The organism is uncultured Fibrobacter sp. (genome assembly GCF_947305105.1).
Taxonomy (GTDB): Bacteria; Fibrobacterota; Fibrobacteria; order Fibrobacterales; family Fibrobacteraceae; genus Fibrobacter.
Genome location: NZ_CAMZCS010000007.1, coordinates 82303 through 99470, shown reverse-complemented (window position 1 = coordinate 99470; position 17168 = coordinate 82303). Strand labels below are relative to the sequence as shown.

Genomic DNA, 17168 nt, shown 5'->3' with positions numbered 1-17168 from the left:
ACTCCAGGAGTTTACTTCTTCTTTTCCACAATGCGGACGAGGCGCCAGCGCTTCGTCGCAGAGAGGGGACGAGTTTCCATGATTTCCACCAGGTCGCCTTCACCCGCTTCGTTGTTTTCGTCGTGGGCCTTGAGCTTCTTGGTGGTGGTCATGATCTTGTTGTACATGGGATGACGCTTGCGGTTTTCGACCACAACCGTGATAGTCTTGTCCATCTTGTCGGAACTGACAACACCCTGCTTGACTTTACGAAGGTTTCTATCCATTTCCTGCTCCTGCCGGCTTATGCCTTGGCCTTTTCGCTGAGGATGGTCTTGATACGGGCGATGTCCTTGCGGGTCGTCTGGATCAAAGAGGGTTTTTCCAAATTACCGAGCTTCGCAGTCATGCGGTAATTGAACAAATCGAGATTCAACTGAGCCAGTTTTTCCTTGAGCTGGTCAACGCCCAGTTCTTTCAATTCACGTGCTTTCATTAGATCTCCGATTCTTCGATGATTTTACACTTGAGGGGGAGCTTCTGGGCCGCGACATGGAGAGCTTCCATGGCGAGGTTGCGTTCGACACCGCCCATTTCGAAAATGATGCGACCCGGCAGAATCACGGCTGCCCAGAATTCGACGGCGCCCTTACCCTTACCCATACGGGCTTCGGCGGGGTGACGGGTAACCGGCTTGTCGGGGAACACGCGGATCCAAACGCGGCCACCGCGCTTGATCTTACGGGTCATGGCAATACGGGCCGCTTCGATCTGACGTGCCGTGAGCCAGCACTTTTCGAGAGCCTGAATGCCGAATTCGCCAAAGGCGATGGAGTTGCCGCGAGAGGCGACACCCTTCATGCGGCCTTTCATCTGCTTACGATGTAATGTTCTTTTAGGACTCAGCATATTACTTCTCTCTCTTGTTGTCGTTCATGACGTCCTTGCCGATCTTTTCGCCGTGCATGATCCAGACCTTGATGCCGATGGCACCGTAAACGGTCTTGGCGATAGCAGTGGCGTAGTCGATGTCGGCGCGGAGGGTGTGCAGAGGCACGCGGCCTTCGGCGTACTTTTCGACACGGGCAATTTCGGCACCGCCGAGGCGGCCACCGCACTGCACCTTGATACCTTCGACACCCATGCGCATGGCGCTCTGGATGGCGCGCTTCATGGCGCGGCGGAAGGAAATACGCTTTTCGAGCTGGCGGGCGATGTTTTCAGCGACGAGCTTGGCATCCGTTTCGGGGCGCTTGATTTCGTGGACGCTGATGTAGATTTCCTTACCGGTGAGGAACTGGAGTTCGCCCTTGAGGCGTTCGAGTTCTTCGCCCTTCTTACCGATGACGATACCCGGGCGGGCGGTAAAGAGGTTGACATTGACCTTCTTGACGGTGCGTTCGATGCCGACCTTGGAAAGGGAGGCATGTTCGAAACGCTTCATCAAGTAGCGACGGAGCACGATATCTTCATAGAGAAGATCGGCAAACTTGTCTTCGGCATACCACTTGGATTCCCAACCGCGGATAACGCCAAGACGAAGACCATTAGGATGAGTTTTGTGACCCATTGTTATTTCTCCTTGTCTGCGACGACGACGGTGATGTGGGAGAGCGGCTTTTCGATACGGAAAGCACGGCCCTGGGAACGCGGGTGGATACGCTTCATGATGGTGCCACCGTCAGCGGTGATGGCCTTGATCACGATTTCTTCGGCAGCAACCGGAGCGGCGGACTTCTGCTTCAGGTTCGCAACAGCGGACTTGAGAGCATTTTCAACCAGCGGGGCACCCTTGGTCTGCGTACGGAGGATGGAGAGCATCGCGAACGCTTCGTCAACGGACTTGCCACGGACGAGGTCGACAACGCGACGGAGCTTGCGGACGCCATAACGGACGTTTTTCACTTTTGCTACAGCTTGCATTACTTCTTGCCTCCAGCAGCAGTTTCAGTCTTACGGTGGCCACGGAACGTACGGGTCAAAGCGAATTCGCCGAGCTTGTGGCCGACCATATTTTCGGTCACATAGACAGGGAGGAACTGCTTGCCGTTGTACACGGAGAACGTAAGTCCGACCATATCGGGGACGATTGTGGAACGACGGGACCAGGTCTTGATAGCCTGTTTCTTGTCGGAACCGGCCATCGCCTGGGCTTTGTTGAGAACGTGGGAATCCACGAACGCACCTTTCTTAAGGGATCTCGACATGAACTAGGCCCTCTTCTGACGACGACGTACGATGAATTTATCGGTACGCTTATTGTTACGAGTTTTTGCACCCTTCGAGTTCTTACCCCACGGAGAGCACGGATGACGACCACCGGAAGTACGACCTTCACCACCACCGAGCGGGTGGTCGACCGGGTTCATAACGACACCGCGGACGGACGGGCGAATGCCGAGCCAGCGAGAGCGGCCAGCAGAACCCGAAGATTCGTTCATGTGATCGATGTTGGAGACCTGGCCGACAGTGGCGAGGCAGGTTTCCGGGATATAGCGAACTTCGCCGCTCGGGAGCTTGACCTGGCAGAGCTTGCCGTCCTTGGCGACCAGTTCGGCACCGGCACCAGCGGAACGAGCGATCTGGGCGCCCTTGCCCGGCTTCATCTCGATGTTGTGGATAACGGAGTTCAGCGGGATGTCGCGCAGCGGAATGGCGTTACCCACGCGGAACTCGGCACCTTCGCCGGACTTCAGCACGTCGCCGACCTTGACACCGGCCGGGGCGATGATGTAGCAGCGCTTGCCGTTCTGGTACTTGACCAGGGCGATGCGGGCGGTGCGGTTCGGATCGTATTCGATTGTCTCGACGACGCAGGGGATGCCAGCGAACTGACGCTTGAAGTCGATCAAGCGGTACAGCTTCTTGTGGCCACCGCCGCGACGGCGGGAAGTGATTTCACCGGCGTTGTTGCGGCCGGAGCTACGCTTGATACCTTCGGTAAGCGGCTTGTACGGCTTTTCCGCAGTGATTTCCTTGCGGTCACCGATCTGCTTGTAGCGCAGCGTCGGGGTAAGCGGGCGATAAGATTTCAGACCCATAGTTAGACTCCTTCGAACTCGGCAATCTTTTGCCCGGCCTTAAGCGTGATGTAGGCCTTCTTCCAGTTGGACTTCTTGCCGGCGACCATGCGGACGCGCTTGATCTTGCCACGGTTGATCAAGGTATTGACGGAATCGACCTTAACGCTGAAGCGCTTTTCGATGGCGTCCTTGATTTCGGTCTTGGTGGCAGACTTGGCAACCTTGAAAACATACTTGTGCACATCGTTGCGCGGATTCACCATGTTTCTCATGGTTTCTTCGGTAACGTGCGGAGTCAGCAGGATTTCGTGAATTTCACTCATTAGCGGCCTCCTTCCAGTTCGGCGAGAGCGGCCTGAGAGATGACAATGATGTTGGCACGAACAACGTCGTACGTATTGACATCTTCAACGCGGGCGCAGCGAACCCAAGGAATGTTGTTGGAGGAAAGGTACAGGTTCTGGTCCTTCACGCTCACGATGAAGAGGACGTTGCGCTGTTCGATACCGGACTTGGTAAGGACGGCGAGCAGGTCCTTGGTCTTCGGGGCGTCGAAGCTGAGGGACTCGAACACGAAGACCTTGCCTTCCTGAGCCTTCGCAGCGAGTGCGGAGTGGAAAGCGATCTTCTTGACCTTCTTGTTCACCTTTTCGAAGTAGTCGTGAGACTTCGGGCCATGAGCCTTGGCACCACGTACCCAAACGGCAGAGGTGTTCTGGCCGGAACGGGCGCGGCCCGTGCCCTTCTGCTTCCACGGCTTCTGGCCACCGCCGCTAACTTCGGACTTGGTCTTGGTCTTAGCGGTGCCCTGGCGGTTGTTGTTCAAGATAGCCTTGATATGCAAGTACATGCAAACCTTGTTGACTTCTTCGTCAAACATAGCCGGGAGCTGGATATCATTCTTGAAATCGCCTGTTGCGGCGAAAAGCTTTGCACTAGCCATTAGTCTTTCCTCACCACGATAATGCTGTTCTTCGGGCCCGGGACAGCGCCACGGACGAAGATCAGGTTGCGGTCGCCGTCAACCTTGACGACCTGGAGGTGCTTCACGGTCACTTTCTTGTTGCCGTATTGACCAGGCATACGCTTGCCCGGGAACACGCGGCCCGGATAGGAGTGAGCGGAGGTGCCGCCCGGTTCGCGCATGTTGTGCGTACCGTGAGAGCGGGGACCGCTGTGGAAACCGTGACGCTTGATGGCGCCGGAGAATCCGTGACCCTTGGAGATGCCGGAGACGTTCACCATCTTTGCATCGGCGAAGTCAGCAGCACCGAATTCCTTGCCAACCGGCCAGGATTCGAGGTCAGCCACGTCAAACTCGGCGAGGTGTTCACGAACAGCGATTTCAGCCTTCTTGAAATGGCCGATTTCAGCCTTGTTGGCGCGCTGTTCCTTCTTGAGACCAAAGCCGATCTGGACGGCAGTGTAACCGTCCTTCTCTTCTGTCTTATGGCAAACGACCACGCACGGACCGGCTTCGAGAACCGTCACAGGGACGCATTCGCCCTGTTCCGTGAACACTTGGGTCATTCCCAATTTCTTTGCGAGAATACCGTTCATTGTTATTAGACCTTAATTTCGACTTCAACGCCTGCCGGCAAGTCAAGTTTCATGAGGGAATCAACAGTCTGCGGCGTAGCATCAAGGATGTCGATCAGACGCTTGTGCGTACGGGATTCGAACTGTTCACGAGAAGTCTTGTCGATATGCGGAGAGCGGAGCACCGTATACTTCTGGACCTTCGTCGGGAGGGGGATGGGGCCGGCAATGCGAGCCCCAGTGTTCTTAGCTGTATTCACGATATCTTGAGCGGAGCGGTCGATCATACGATGGTCGAAGCTCTTCAAGCGAATACGGATGCGTTCACCAGCCATGATTATTCCTTACTTGATGATTTCGGTTACGGAGCCAGCACCCACAGTACGGCCGCCTTCGCGGATGGCGAAGCGGAGCTGCTTTTCCATGGCGATCGGGGCGATGAGGGTCGTGTGGATCGTGACAGTGTCGCCCGGCGTCACCATTTCGACACCTTCCGGGAGCTGGATCGTGCCAGTCACGTCGGTGGTGCGGAAGTAGAACTGCGGACGGTAGCCGTTCATGAACGGCGTGTGGCGGCCACCTTCGTCCTTCGTGAGGACGTAGATCTCGGCCTTGAATTCGGTGTGCGGAGTGACGGACTTCGGGGCGGCGAGAACCATGCCACGGACGATGTCCTTCTTTTCGGCGCCGCGGAGGAGGAGACCGACGTTGTCACCGGCCTGGGCGTCGTCGAGGAGCTTGCGGAACATTTCCACGCCCGTGATGACGTATTCGGTGGTCTCGCCGAGGCCGACGCGTTCGACCTTGTCGTTCAGGTGGACGGTACCGCGTTCGATACGGCCGGTAGCGACGGTGCCACGACCCGTGATCGTGAAGACGTCTTCGATCGGCATCAGGAACGGCTTGTCGGTCTCGCGCTGCGGCAGCGGGATGTAGGTGTCGCAGGCGTCCATGAGTTCCATGACCTTGTCCTGGTAGGCGGCGTCGCCTTCGAGGGCCTTGAGGGCGGAACCGCGGATCACCGGGGTGTTGTCGCCGTCAAAATCGTACTTGGACAGGAGTTCGCGGACTTCCATCTCGACGAGGTCGAGGAGTTCCGGGTCGTCGACCATGTCGCACTTGTTCATGAACACGACGATCTTCGGCACGCCCACCTGGTGGGCGAGGAGGATGTGTTCACGGGTCTGCGGCATCGGGCCGTCAGTAGCGGCAACGACGAGGATGGCGCCATCCATCTGGGCAGCACCGGTCACCATGTTCTTCACATAGTCAGCGTGCCCCGGGCAGTCGACGTGCGCGTAGTGGCGGTTGGCAGTGGTGTATTCCACGTGCGAGGTGTTGATCGTGATACCACGGGCCTTTTCTTCCGGAGCGTTGTCGATTTCGTCGAAACGCTTGGCGCTGGCGAGACCCTTGGCGGCGAGGGTCGTGCAGATTGCAGCGGTGAGGGTGGTCTTGCCGTGGTCAACGTGGCCGATGGTGCCGATGTTGCAGTGCGGCTTGCTTCTGTCAAAATGTTCTTTTGCCATTTTTTCCTCTTCTTCAGCAGAAGGTTTATCGCTTCAAGTTCAAGGAATCACCGGGGATTCCCGTAATCCGGAGAGCATAGGAAGCGGTACTCTTCGAAATTGGACCACAAATTTAGTAAATGAGGATTTTTTTTCAAGCGTTTTTTCTTTGATTTTTTGCGAAAACGCCCAAAAATGGACTTATCCACATTATAAAGCGCCTAATCGCAATGCACCTAGACGCATTTTTGCACGCACTCCCGAAATGGCGATTTTGTTCAAATTTCAAAGGTTAAACATTTCTCGTCTCATCAAATTTCCATTTTATATACAATCTATCAACACACGCTGCAATCGCGCCCTTCACAGGCGTCCACGCAATTGTAAAATCTTATTTACATGTCAGATTTTACAAAACTTTACATTCTTTTTTCCTCCAAGTCTATACCCTCCAGTCCCTTAGCCAATGCGCAATGTTGCCCACATCACACCCACATTGACTAATTCTCCATAAAATCACTATCTTTACATGCTGCAAAACCAAATTTTTTTTGGATATTTCTTTTGGGGATGGACGAAAGAGGTATGTATACATGAACCGGAACAAATTGAAAGTTTTCCTTCTGCTGGGCGCGGCACTTTTCGTCCTGCTCGCCCCCGGCTGCACAAGCGATGAGGCCGCCACCGCACCGCCAACCCTCTCTTGCCCTATCGTGGAACTCGCCTGCTTCTACGATTCCACCTCCACCTACGTCCTTTATGGCGACGCCTATGTTTACCCCAACAGCAGTCTCGGCGACCTGCTTATTTATAAAGAATCAAAAATCGTCACCGACGCCAAAGGGACCCCCGTAGGAATGCTGAACACTTCCGGGTCCGCCATCATCGACAACCAGACCGACGAACCCATCGTCCAGATGCTCAAGCTGGGCGAACTCGACATCGTGACCCCGTACATCCCCGAACCTGTCATTGCCCCGGACACTTCCACTCCGGCGCCGGCGGGCAAATACAAGATGGTCCACGACATGGCCTGGGTACTCCACGCCGACCAAGATTACCTCATCTACAACAACGGCGACGTCTCCGACGTGAACTGCAATATCGTCGGCTCCATCACCAACCACCTCGGCGGTGATATCGTAGACATGAACGGCAAAACGCTCGTGAAAGACGTGAACGCCGCAGAACTCGACTACATCAGCAAAGAAAACAACATCGCGTGCCCGCCAAGGCCCGCTTCTTCGTCCAGCAAGACTCCGGCCTCTTCGAACACGCAGTCTAGCAGCTCCAAGAAGCCCGAATCCAGCAGCTCCAGCGGTGGCGGCAACAGCACACCCACAGGATGCCCCGCCATCAAGACAAAGGGCGGCGGCGGCAGCGGCTGGGCCACGCGCTACTGGGACTGCTGCAAGCCCAGCTGCTCATGGAACGAGAACGCAGGCGGAAAGCTCTCCAGGCAATGCACCAACAAGGGCCGCAGCCAAGACACGAACTACGGCAACGGCAGCGTCTGTGACGGCGGCGGTTCCGCAATGACTTGCATCAGCCAGATTCCGTTCACGGTAAGCGGATGCAACGACATGGCGTTCGCATTTGCAGCAGTGCCCGCATCTAACGGCGGACAGTGTGGCAAGTGCTTCCAGCTCACCTTCACCGGGGCGGGCCACTATAGCTCCACGAACTCGAACACCAACGCCATCAAGGGCAAGAAGCTCATCATCATGGTGACAAACGTCGGCCACGACGTGGAACAGGGCCAGTTCGACATCATGATCCCCGGCGGCGGCGTAGGAGCCTTCAACGGTTGTTCCTCCATGGGCTGGGGTAACCAAGGCGCACAATACGGCGGCCTCCTCAGCGACTGCGAAAAAGAACACAACTACAACGCGGCAAAATACAAAAGCTGCCTTACGGACAAATGCAACAGCGTATTCAGCAACGACAGCGAGGCCAAACAAGGGTGCCTTTTCCTCGCCAATTGGATGAATGCGGCAGGCAATCCTGAACACAATTACGTGGAAGTGGAATGCCCGGATGTGCTCAAAAACAAGTATTAGTTTCTTTGCAAGAAAAAAACAGCGTTTTGAACCACTTTTTGCAACGTTCAGCCCCCTGAACGTTGCTTTTTGTTTACGCTAATTTCGTTTTTTATTGACCCTATTCACACCTTACAAAAATTTACACTTTTTTCGTAAATACAAATCTATCTTTGACTTGGGTGAAATTTTGTTGAGGCTTTAAGGGAGGTCTCACCGTAATTTTTTAACGAGGAAAAAACTATGAAGCGAATGTTCATCAAGTCCATGGCAATTTCCGCCATATTGATGCTAGCATGGAACTGCACCGACGACGGCAACACTTCGTCAGCAACCCCCCAGAATAGCGTACCGGAATTTACCGTCACATCTAACAACTGGTGGATTTTTACAGACCAGAGAAGTTACCTGATCCAACAGCCCAACGAAAACGGCATCCAGGTCGTTACTGACACTTGGAGCAAGCCTGTAGGCGTGTACGATGCCACGACAGGCAACATCACCGATTTCGAGAGCAATGTCATTCTCACTAACGTCAAACTCGACGAACTCCTCATCGTTACCCCCAACAGGACAATTATCGGCCTTGACGGCACCGAGATCAATATCGACGACAAGACCGTCGTCAAGCAGCCCGATCCTCCGCAGTTCGAGCTCTCGTCTAGCTCCTTCAATGGAGAGAACCTCATCGAATCTTCTTCTGCACCGGCCAGCAGCGCCACAATCGCTTCGAGCGCAGACACCGCAGCCGTCTCGTCGTCTTCTGCAAAGTCGAGCTCCAGCAGCGCGAAGTCCTCTTCTAGCAGCGCGAAGTCGAGCTCCAGCAGCAAAGAAGAGTCTTCCAGCTCTAAGGGCAGCGGCAATGACCCCGAAGCCTCCAAGTACGAAAACGCGGGCAAGGGCGGCCAGCAGGGCTTTGCAACCCGTTACTGGGACTGCTGCATGCCCAGTTGCGCCTGGAACGAGAACTCCGGCGGCAACCCGACCAAGACCTGCGACGCCAAGGGCAAGAACTTTGTTCAAGGTGGCCAGAATATTTGCGCCGGCGGCCAGAACACCACCTGCACGAGCCAGATTCCTATCATCGCGAGCGACAAGGTCGCCTACGCCTTTGCGGCCACGCATGCGAACTCCGGCGGTAAGTGCGGCAAGTGCTTCGCCCTCACCTTTACCGGTAGCGGCAAATACGAAAGCAAGGCTAACCACCAGGCACTCGCCGGCAAGACCCTCGTCGTGATGGCATCGAATATCGGAGGTGACGTCGAAGGTAACCAGTTCGACATCATGATCCCGGGCGGTGGCCTCGGCATGTTCAAGAACGGTTGCAGCCAGATGGGTTGGGGAAATCAGGGTAACGAGTACGGCGGACTTCTCTCCGATTGTGAAAACGAAGTCGGCTACGACGGCGACCTCCTGAAAAAGCGCAAGGAATGCCTCTCCAGGAAATGCAACGAAGTCTTCAAGAACGACGAACAGGCCAAGGAAGGCTGCATGTTCCTCGCCACATGGATGGAAGCCGCAGGCAACCCGAACTTCGAATCCAAGGAAGTGGAATGCCCGCAGGCGCTCAAGGCCAAGTGGTAATAATTTTTCCTCGATAAAAAAAATGGACATCCCGGAACTTTTCCGGGATGTCTTTTTTATAGGCTCCATTTACATAGTACATCGACGATTCCCTTATCCTGAAAGAATCGTTTTGTCCACGCGCTGTCCACAGACGCTATTTTTTTTTTCAAAATCCCGAACCGAACATTATATATTGGATGAGAGGGTAACCGGATTCCGGCATCGCCCTTTTTTGAATGGAGAGTTTATGGGATCCTTTAAAAGGAAGGTGTTTGCAGGGTGCACGGTATCGGCACTGTTCGGCGTGACGACGCTTGCAAGTTCCGCGTTCGCGATTATCCCCAACAAGCTGGTATCGGGCGGGTTGCCCGCACACACAGGCGCAACCACGACGGAGTACCTCACCGACGGATACCTCACAAACTGGAAGAGCAGCAGCGCCAAGGAAATCGCGCTGAACGTGGGCGCCGGGCCGAAAAAGCTCCTGATCAACTGGGAATCCTACGGCGATTGCGCATGGGCCACCGACTTTACCAACGGATGCGGGCATAGCGGCGTGGCCCTTTCGAACTTCAAGATCTTGACATCCGCCAATTCGACCGACGGAAGCGACGGTGACTGGGAAGAAGCGGCGACCGTCAAGAACAACCCCGTGATGGCGCGCGGCGTACAAATCAATTTCGAAGGCAAGTCCTGGTTCAAGTTCGTGAGCGAAGGCGACGTGGGGAAGATTCTCGAGATCGAGGCATTCGACATGACCAGCGGCGGGACCGACACGTGGTTCTTCATGGGCACGAGCATCAGCCAGATGGGAATCAAGCAGCAGGAGACCGACTCCACGACGGCTCAGCTGATACATGCGCGGTTCCCCGAATATACGCCCGCGATGCTCCGCGGGGGCATCGGCTGCATCAACAGCACCGAGGTCGTGGAGCACTTGGAAAAGTACCTTGAATACGTGGGCAACGTCAAGTTCTGGGCAATCGAAATGGGCACGAACGATGCCTGGGGAGGCGGCGACTGGAACCTCGCGACGTACGTGAAGAACATGCAGACGATTATCGATGCGGCGAAGGCGCACGGCATTACGCCGGTGATTGCGCGCATCATCGCCACGAACCCGGAAAAAACCGAAAACAAGTGGCAGATAAACCCCAAGTTCCTCACGGCGCTTGACAGCCTTGTCGAGGCAAACGACCTCCCGAAGGGGCCCGACTTCTACAGCTACTTCCTGAAACATCCCGAACTCCTCGGGAGCGACGGCGTGCACCCGAATTCGGAAGGCGGCGGACAGGCGATGCACCACCTGTGGGCAGAGGCTCTCGCTCCGCTCTATGCCGCAGGACATTCCAGTGAAGGCGACAGTACGGTTGTCGGCGACAGTACGGTTGTCGGCGACAGCACGGTTGCCGATGACAGCACCGGCACGGATTCCACAACATCTATCCGCGCTCACGCCCGCAGGACAGCTTTCGCGGTGCCGCAAATCAGCGTGCAGGGGCGGAACATCGTCGTCGGTAACGTCGACGGCACGGCGGATGTCCGCATATTCTCCCTTGCGGGTAACGAAATGCCGCGGCGAACGCTTGCTCCGGGCAGCTACCTGGTGGTCGTCCGCAGCAGGGGAACGCTCTTTACCGAGAAAGTCCAGATAAGTCGATAGCGTAAAATGTTCCGTTTCGGGCCGTACGGGAACGTGCGGCTTGACCTTTTTTATGCGTATAACTATATTTATGCATAAATAAAGCCGGCGCAGTTAATACCACTATAAAATGGTTGCAAAACTCACGCCAAAAGGAATCATTATGGAATACAAAATCAAGGATATCAACCTCGCGATCGAAGGCCGCAAGGAACTCGACCTCGCCGAAACAGAAATGCCGGGCCTGATGGCCCTCCGCAAGGAATACGCAGGCAAGAAGCCGCTCGCCGGTGCCCGCATCATGGGCAGCCTCCACATGACCGTGCAGACCGCCATCCTCATCGAGACACTCGTAGACCTCGGTGCCGACGTGCGCTGGGTCAGCTGCAACATCTTCAGTACGCAGGACAACGCTGCCGCCGCCGTCGTGGTCGGCAAGAAGGGCACTGTGGAAAACCCGCAGGGCGTGCCCGTGTTCGCCTGGAAGGGCGAAACGCTCGAAGAATACTGGGAAAACACCGCCCGCGCCCTCGTGTGGCCCGACGGCAAGACCGCCGACCTCATCGTGGATGACGGTGGCGATGCTACCATGCTCGTGACCTGCGGCGCCGAATTCGAAGATGCCGGCAAGGTGCCCGAATTCAACCCGGCTACCGACTCCGAAGAATGGGGCGTGTTCCTCGCCACCTGCAAAAAGATTTTCGAGAAGGACCCGAAGCAGTGGACCCGCGCCCGCGAAGCTCTCCGCGGCGTTTCCGAAGAAACCACTACCGGCGTGCATCGCCTGTACCAGATGGCCCAGGCCGGCCGTCTCAAGTTCCCGGCAATCAACGTGAACGATTCCGTGACCAAGTCCAAATTCGACAACCTCTACGGCTGCCGCCACTCCCTCATCGACGGCATCAACCGCGCCACCGACGTGATGATGGCTGGTAAGATTGCAGTCGTGTGCGGCTACGGCGACGTGGGTAAGGGCTGCGCCCAGTCCCTGCGCGGTCAGGGCGCCCGCGTGATCATCACCGAAATCGACCCGATTTGCGCACTCCAGGCCGCCATGGAAGGCTACGAAGTCAAGACCCTCGACGAAGTCGTTGGCTACGCCGACATCTTCGTGACCACCACCGGCAACACCGGCATCATCTCTGCCGCGCAGATGAGCAAGATGAAGCACCGCGCCATCGTCGGCAACATCGGCCACTTCGACAACGAAATCGACATGGCCGGCCTGAAGAAGATTCCGGGCATCAAGCGTAACGAAATCAAGCCGCAGTACGACGAATGGATTTTCCCCGACGGCCACAGCATCCTCATCCTCGCCGAAGGCCGCCTGCTCAACCTCGGCTGCGCCACCGGCCACCCGAGCTTCGTGATGAGCGCAAGCTTCACGAACCAGACCATCGCGCAGATCGACCTCTGGCTCAACGCCCAGGGCAAGCAGACCGTCGCCGGCATCAAGTACGAAAGCGGCACCGTGTACACGCTCCCGAAAATCCTCGACGAGAAGGTCGCACGCCTGCACCTCGAAAAGCTCGGCGTTCACCTGACGACCCTCACCAAGGCCCAGGCCGACTACATCGGCGTGCCCGTCGAAGGCCCGTACAAGGCGGATCACTATAGGTACTAGACGAGAGGACGCTCGCTGCGCGAGCTACAGACGAGAGAAGATAAAGTTCACGAAGGTCGGTGAGCCTGTCGAACCGCCGAAGTGAACTTTATTTTTTGGAGTCATCCTAAACACGCGTCATTGCGAGGGGCGAATCGCCCCGAAGCAATCCTCCCCTAATTTGTCATCCCCGACACACACTTGTCATCCCCGCCTCCGGGCGGGGATCTCCTTTAAACTTTGATCCCTTGTCGTTTCAATCTACAAACAGGGTCGGGCAAAGCATAATCAAATATACCGAACATGCGATAAAAATCACGATATAAGCAGATATATAAGCGATGATTTGCTCTTTACCATACCCTTTCCGATGATATTTCCTGCCAAAGAAAACGGAAGCGACCACACTGATGCAAGCCAAAAGCAAAGTAAAGAAAAAACGGATAAAAACACCAGCATTCAGATATGCAGGGATAACAAGGTAATTCATACCTCTTCCAATACCTCTTCCAGGTATAAGGCAAATTACCGTCACATCTTTAGGCATATAATATCCATCAACAATAAAATCATTACTACCTAAAAAAACTAAAAGACATCCAAAAAGAAAGCACAAAATCCCTATAACAATATTTTGCTTTTTATACTCATCTAGTTTGAACATTATTTTCTTTCCATAAAATCCTAGATTCAAGATTCCTTAGCGGAGCCTTCGGACTCATCAAGATAAATACACTCCATGGTTTTCACTACTTCGGGAAAGATTGATTCATAGACCCTATAGGAGCGATATTTCTTTTTGAAGTACAAAATCTTTTTACCTAATCGATCATGCCCGCATTTCAGAAAATCACTCTTATCAAAAGAGAATTCTACTGTTTTTCCCAAAAGAAAGAATGTAAATGCCTCTTCATTTTTATTAATCTTATACGGCTCTCCCCAAAAAAGATAGATCCCCAAAGCAACAAAAAACGTTAAAAAGATGGCCCAAGGAGTCATATCCAGAAAATTGTCTGTGCCATTTAAATGCCCCAAAACGAATATGTCAAACAAAAGGTATATATCCAAAAGCGAACAAATAAATAAAACAATAGGTTTTATTGCATATACAACATTCGCTTTGTACGTTATCTTTTTCATCAGATTACTCCTATTTACCAGTAAAATAACAATTATAACACAAGCCGTTACAAAAAATCTAGAAACGAAAAAAAAGGTCACTGAAAGGCGGCTAGAAAAATGGCCAGGAAAGCGGCCAGAAAATACTTCAAGGTTACTTTTCCCTCTCACCCCCCCCCACTTTGCCATGCCCACGTGTAAGCTTCCCCATAAGCAAACAGCAAGCGATAGAATCTCCTTGATTAGAAAAAATAAACAAGCTGTAAAATTATTTCTAAGAAAAACTACCCAGAATAAATTTGTAAAAATTCCTTCGGTGAAATTGCCGGGACCCTGCTATTTACATAGTCCTTAATATTCTGGGACACGATAAAGTCGGCACCAACAATAGATGCACATTCATCTTGAAGACAATCTTCAAAGTCACAAAATTCCTTCCGCGCCAAAGCAGATTCTATCATTTCGTGATTGATTTCTGCCACAGATAAAAAAGACGTCAGATTTGCTAAAATATCACGCCGTTCATCTTCGGTATATATTTTTCGTAAAATGAAGAAAATATTCGATACCGAATGAGCCGCAACAAATCCATCAATTTTATATTGAATGCATTCCTGCAATATCTGCTCGGCAACATCAAAGCCTTTACGCTGCTGAAGATAATCCAGCAGGACATTTGTGTCTAGGAGAATTCTCATTTGCCGTATTTCTCTATTCTCGCTTCCGCAAGTTCCTTCTTGTAATCCATACCGGCGGGAATGCGCCCACGATATTTCTGGAGATTTTCAAGGGCAGCGGCACGGCGATCAATTGAGGAAGCCCTGCTGCCAGCATCGTAGACAGCAGTGGGTTCACGGAGTTCAAACGGAATACCCTTTTCAGTCACGGCGCGTTTGAAGAAAATACGAATCGCAGTAGGAATATCTAGCCCGAGCTTCTCGAACAATTCAGAAGCTTCATTCTTCAAATCTTCGTCCATCCGGACCTGCAAAACAGTCGTGGCCATAAGAGCCTCCTTTATAATATAAATATAATACAAACCATTACAAAAATCAAGTTTTTAATACAGACACAGACATAATCATTGTTTCAAAAAACCAAGAACGGCCAGAAAAGGTCATTCAAAGTGGCTTTTAGGAAAGCGGAATGACATAGCTTTACTTGCCGACCTTATGGGGCATGAGCATATTGAAACCACCCGTATATACCTGCGTCAAACAGCAAGCGAACAGCGCGAAGTCGTGAATAAGGTCGTGACGTGGTAGAATATTGGAGGATTAAGTAGCCTTTTAAGAACTCAAGAAAACCAGTCCCTCTTCCTAAAGCGTCTGAACTTGACAAATTTTTAAATGGCTCTATCAAGCCAGAGGCATAACGGATTATTCCTCGCAGTAGAGGTCCTTCATCATTTTCACAGCTTTCGGGAACGACCGCTCGTCCACGATAGAGGGCATTATTCCCTTTTTAAAGACGAACATCCGGGTCCCGTTTTCATTGCATTTTGTTTTATACAGTTCGGACTTGTCAAGCGAGAACTCCTTTTCCCCGAAACGGGTGCAAAGCACGAACTTGTCCTTGTACCACTTTATCTCGAGAACGTCCATTGCACGGTAAAAGGCGATGAATAAAGATAAAAATGCAAACAAGAATGAGAAAACCCCATAACCCACATCAGAAGAAGCCTCATCGAGCAAACCCACTTGAAGAATTCCGTAAAAGACAAGAACGAAAAAGGAAACAAAATACCCGGCCATTCCCGCAGGACGTTGCAACGGCTTGAATACCGCACACATGGAGCAGTCATCGCCCTGCACAATGTCTTTGGGGTTCAGTTCATCATAAATTCTGCACAACATCCTTGTAACTTCCGGGAACCCTTTTTCACGGAATGAAAAAGTCTGCCAACCCTTTTTCAAGCTCACTACAAAGCCCTGTTGATCAGAATATTCGAAACTGGGACGCGCGGATTCGTCAAACGGGAACTCCTTTTTGCCATGAAGGGTTTTCAGGACATATTTATCCTTATACCATTCCACGGCAAAAACCGTTTTTGATATAATGTAGCCCACAAGACAAGAGGGACATAATGCCAACAGAAAAAAAAACCGCAAAGAATCATCGTCGACAGTAAACAACCCCACCAAGCAAACCACAATGTATACAAGGCAAAAGAGCATCCACAAAAATGCTTTAACGCGCTCCGAACTTGTGATTTTAAACTCGACACAGCCTTCAGCTTCGCCCCTCAAGTCCAGTCCATCAGGGTTTTCAAGAAATGCAAAACCATCTATTTTCTCTTGGTGTTCCAGGACCGAGACAGCTTTTCGCTCCTGACTTTCCCCCTCCTGACCATAATTAGGGTTTGGCGCGTCGCACCACAGGCAACAGGGCATATCGTCTTCGTATTCATCACCGCACTTAGGACAAATCATAAATTACCTTCTATGCTTAATATAGTTTATCGTGCGGTCGACATTCGCATAAGCAAGTCGCACATTCCGGCATAGCTATAGACAATGTTTTCAGGGTTCAGCGGGAAAAGGTTCTCCGGCTTCCCGAAACCGCAATAAAGCGTAACGCAATCGACCCCGGCAGCACGGGCCGCAAGGATATCGGGCTGGTCATCCCCCACCATGACGGTATTTTCGCAAGTTTCGCCCGCCATCTCGACAATCTTCAGGAGCCCTGCGGGGCTGGGCTTGCGTTCGGGCGTCGTGTCCCCGCAGAGCATGAACTCGATGCAATCGCGGATACCGAAATGCTCCAGGATTTTCAGGGCGGGCCGTTCCGGCTTGTTCGTGAGCATGGCTATGTGGGCCGGGGTACTACGCAGGAATTCAACGATTCCCGGATTCGGAAGCGTGCGCTCCGTACAATGTTCCCAATAGTATTCGGAATAGACCTTGTGGACTGCCTCCACCGTGATTCCCGTGCGGGCCATGTTCTCGGGCCTAGCCGCCTCCCCCATGCTCCTCTCGATAAGCTTCAGCGTTCCGTTCCCGATAAAAGTGCGCACACGCTGTTCTTCGTGTTCCGGGAGCCCGAAATGGCGTAGCGCATAATTCACCGCCACGGACAGGTCACCGAGCGTATTGAACAGAGTCCCGTCCAGGTCAAATACGATAAGGGATTTTTTGTGGAGCATTGCGC

The 17168-nt window shown here is 53.0% G+C and carries 22 protein-coding genes and 1 pseudogene; 5 read left to right on the top strand and 18 right to left on the bottom strand.

Annotated features, from left to right (window positions below):
- Positions 1–11: 11 nt before the first annotated feature.
- Genes rpsQ through tuf form a run of 12 tightly spaced genes read right to left on the bottom strand, consistent with a single transcriptional unit; the run spans position 12 to position 6070 of the window.
- Positions 12–266 (bottom strand): 30S ribosomal protein S17, encoded by a 255-nt coding sequence (gene rpsQ, locus Q0Y46_RS05470; protein ID WP_173340348.1) that lies wholly within the window; start codon positions 264–266, stop codon positions 12–14.
- Positions 267–283: 17 nt separating this feature from the next.
- Positions 284–475 carry a 50S ribosomal protein L29 gene (gene rpmC, locus Q0Y46_RS05465; protein WP_073190385.1) on the bottom strand — a complete coding sequence of 64 codons (192 nt, stop codon included), beginning with the start codon at positions 473–475 and terminating at the stop codon, positions 284–286.
- A complete protein-coding gene (gene rplP, locus Q0Y46_RS05460; RefSeq protein WP_295682583.1) occupies positions 475–888 on the bottom strand; it encodes a 50S ribosomal protein L16 in 414 nt (137 codons plus the stop codon). The genes rpmC and rplP overlap by 1 nt, the downstream gene beginning before the upstream one ends.
- Position 889: 1 nt before the next feature.
- On the bottom strand, positions 890–1549 hold the full coding sequence (gene rpsC, locus Q0Y46_RS05455; RefSeq protein WP_295682581.1) for a 30S ribosomal protein S3: 660 nt from the start codon (positions 1547–1549) through the stop codon (positions 890–892).
- Between the two features lie 2 nt (positions 1550–1551).
- Complete coding sequence (gene rplV, locus Q0Y46_RS05450; protein WP_295682579.1) at positions 1552–1902, bottom strand: 50S ribosomal protein L22; 351 nt, start codon at positions 1900–1902, stop codon at positions 1552–1554.
- On the bottom strand, positions 1902–2186 hold the full coding sequence (gene rpsS, locus Q0Y46_RS05445; protein WP_295682576.1) for a 30S ribosomal protein S19: 285 nt from the start codon (positions 2184–2186) through the stop codon (positions 1902–1904). The genes rplV and rpsS overlap by 1 nt, the downstream gene beginning before the upstream one ends.
- A gap of 3 nt (positions 2187–2189) precedes the next feature.
- Positions 2190–3020, bottom strand: coding sequence for a 50S ribosomal protein L2 (rplB, locus tag Q0Y46_RS05440; RefSeq protein WP_295682571.1), 831 nt, complete (start codon positions 3018–3020; stop codon positions 2190–2192).
- 2 nt (positions 3021–3022) lie between these two features.
- Positions 3023–3325: a 50S ribosomal protein L23 gene (rplW, locus tag Q0Y46_RS05435; RefSeq protein WP_295682568.1), complete on the bottom strand. Its 303-nt coding sequence runs from the start codon at positions 3323–3325 to the stop codon at positions 3023–3025.
- Positions 3325–3945 carry a 50S ribosomal protein L4 gene (gene rplD / locus Q0Y46_RS05430; protein ID WP_295682563.1) on the bottom strand — a complete coding sequence of 207 codons (621 nt, stop codon included), beginning with the start codon at positions 3943–3945 and terminating at the stop codon, positions 3325–3327. Before rplD ends, rplW begins: the two co-directional genes overlap by 1 nt.
- Positions 3945–4562: a 50S ribosomal protein L3 gene (gene rplC, locus Q0Y46_RS05425; protein WP_295862012.1), complete on the bottom strand. Its 618-nt coding sequence runs from the start codon at positions 4560–4562 to the stop codon at positions 3945–3947. Before rplC ends, rplD begins: the two co-directional genes overlap by 1 nt.
- A 5-nt stretch (positions 4563–4567) precedes the next feature.
- Positions 4568–4876 (bottom strand): 30S ribosomal protein S10, encoded by a 309-nt coding sequence (rpsJ, locus tag Q0Y46_RS05420; protein ID WP_297945683.1) that lies wholly within the window; start codon positions 4874–4876, stop codon positions 4568–4570.
- Between the two features lie 9 nt (positions 4877–4885).
- Entirely contained in the window at positions 4886–6070 is a 1185-nt protein-coding gene (tuf, locus tag Q0Y46_RS05415; protein ID WP_295682557.1) for an elongation factor Tu, read from the bottom strand.
- Between the two features lie 572 nt (positions 6071–6642).
- On the opposite strand from tuf, the gene Q0Y46_RS05410 reads away from it, so the two are divergent.
- The 4 genes from Q0Y46_RS05410 to ahcY all read left to right on the top strand — a co-directional run bounded on the left by Q0Y46_RS05410 (position 6643) and on the right by ahcY (position 12920).
- On the top strand, positions 6643–8109 hold the full coding sequence (locus Q0Y46_RS05410; RefSeq protein ID WP_297945681.1) for a glycosyl hydrolase family 5: 1467 nt from the start codon (positions 6643–6645) through the stop codon (positions 8107–8109).
- Positions 8110–8331: 222 nt separating this feature from the next.
- Positions 8332–9672: a glycosyl hydrolase family 5 gene (locus Q0Y46_RS05405; RefSeq protein WP_297945679.1), complete on the top strand. Its 1341-nt coding sequence runs from the start codon at positions 8332–8334 to the stop codon at positions 9670–9672.
- A gap of 229 nt (positions 9673–9901) precedes the next feature.
- The gene (locus tag Q0Y46_RS05400; protein WP_297945677.1) at positions 9902–11317 is read left to right on the top strand and encodes an SGNH/GDSL hydrolase family protein; all 1416 of its coding nucleotides are present in this window, start codon (positions 9902–9904) and stop codon (positions 11315–11317) included.
- 142 nt (positions 11318–11459) lie between these two features.
- Positions 11460–12920, top strand: a complete 1461-nt coding sequence (ahcY, locus tag Q0Y46_RS05395; RefSeq protein ID WP_297945675.1) for an adenosylhomocysteinase — start codon at positions 11460–11462, stop codon at positions 12918–12920.
- A gap of 235 nt (positions 12921–13155) precedes the next feature.
- On the opposite strand, the gene Q0Y46_RS05390 is transcribed toward ahcY, so the two are convergent.
- From Q0Y46_RS05390 to Q0Y46_RS05375, 4 genes are all read right to left on the bottom strand, one after another.
- Entirely contained in the window at positions 13156–13563 is a 408-nt protein-coding gene (locus Q0Y46_RS05390; protein WP_297945674.1) for a hypothetical protein, read from the bottom strand.
- A gap of 26 nt (positions 13564–13589) precedes the next feature.
- Positions 13590–14207: a hypothetical protein gene (locus Q0Y46_RS05385; protein WP_297945672.1), complete on the bottom strand. Its 618-nt coding sequence runs from the start codon at positions 14205–14207 to the stop codon at positions 13590–13592.
- A 95-nt stretch (positions 14208–14302) separates the two neighbouring features.
- The gene (locus tag Q0Y46_RS05380) at positions 14303–14716 is read right to left on the bottom strand and encodes a PIN domain-containing protein (RefSeq protein ID WP_297945670.1); all 414 of its coding nucleotides are present in this window, start codon (positions 14714–14716) and stop codon (positions 14303–14305) included.
- Complete coding sequence (locus Q0Y46_RS05375) at positions 14713–15024, bottom strand: type II toxin-antitoxin system RelB/DinJ family antitoxin (protein ID WP_297945668.1); 312 nt, start codon at positions 15022–15024, stop codon at positions 14713–14715. The genes Q0Y46_RS05380 and Q0Y46_RS05375 overlap by 4 nt, the downstream gene beginning before the upstream one ends.
- Before the next feature lie 103 nt (positions 15025–15127).
- Between Q0Y46_RS05375 and Q0Y46_RS05370 the strand changes: the two are divergent.
- Positions 15128–15283 (top strand): annotated as a pseudogene (locus Q0Y46_RS05370) (integrase); the annotation flags it as partial.
- A 114-nt stretch (positions 15284–15397) separates the two neighbouring features.
- Here Q0Y46_RS05370 and Q0Y46_RS05365 read toward each other — a convergent pair.
- Together Q0Y46_RS05365 and Q0Y46_RS05360 are read right to left on the bottom strand one after the other, a co-directional pair.
- Positions 15398–16450: a hypothetical protein gene (locus Q0Y46_RS05365; protein ID WP_297945666.1), complete on the bottom strand. Its 1053-nt coding sequence runs from the start codon at positions 16448–16450 to the stop codon at positions 15398–15400.
- Between the two features lie 26 nt (positions 16451–16476).
- A complete protein-coding gene (locus tag Q0Y46_RS05360; RefSeq protein WP_297945664.1) occupies positions 16477–17163 on the bottom strand; it encodes an HAD-IA family hydrolase in 687 nt (228 codons plus the stop codon).
- Positions 17164–17168 lie beyond the last annotated feature (5 nt).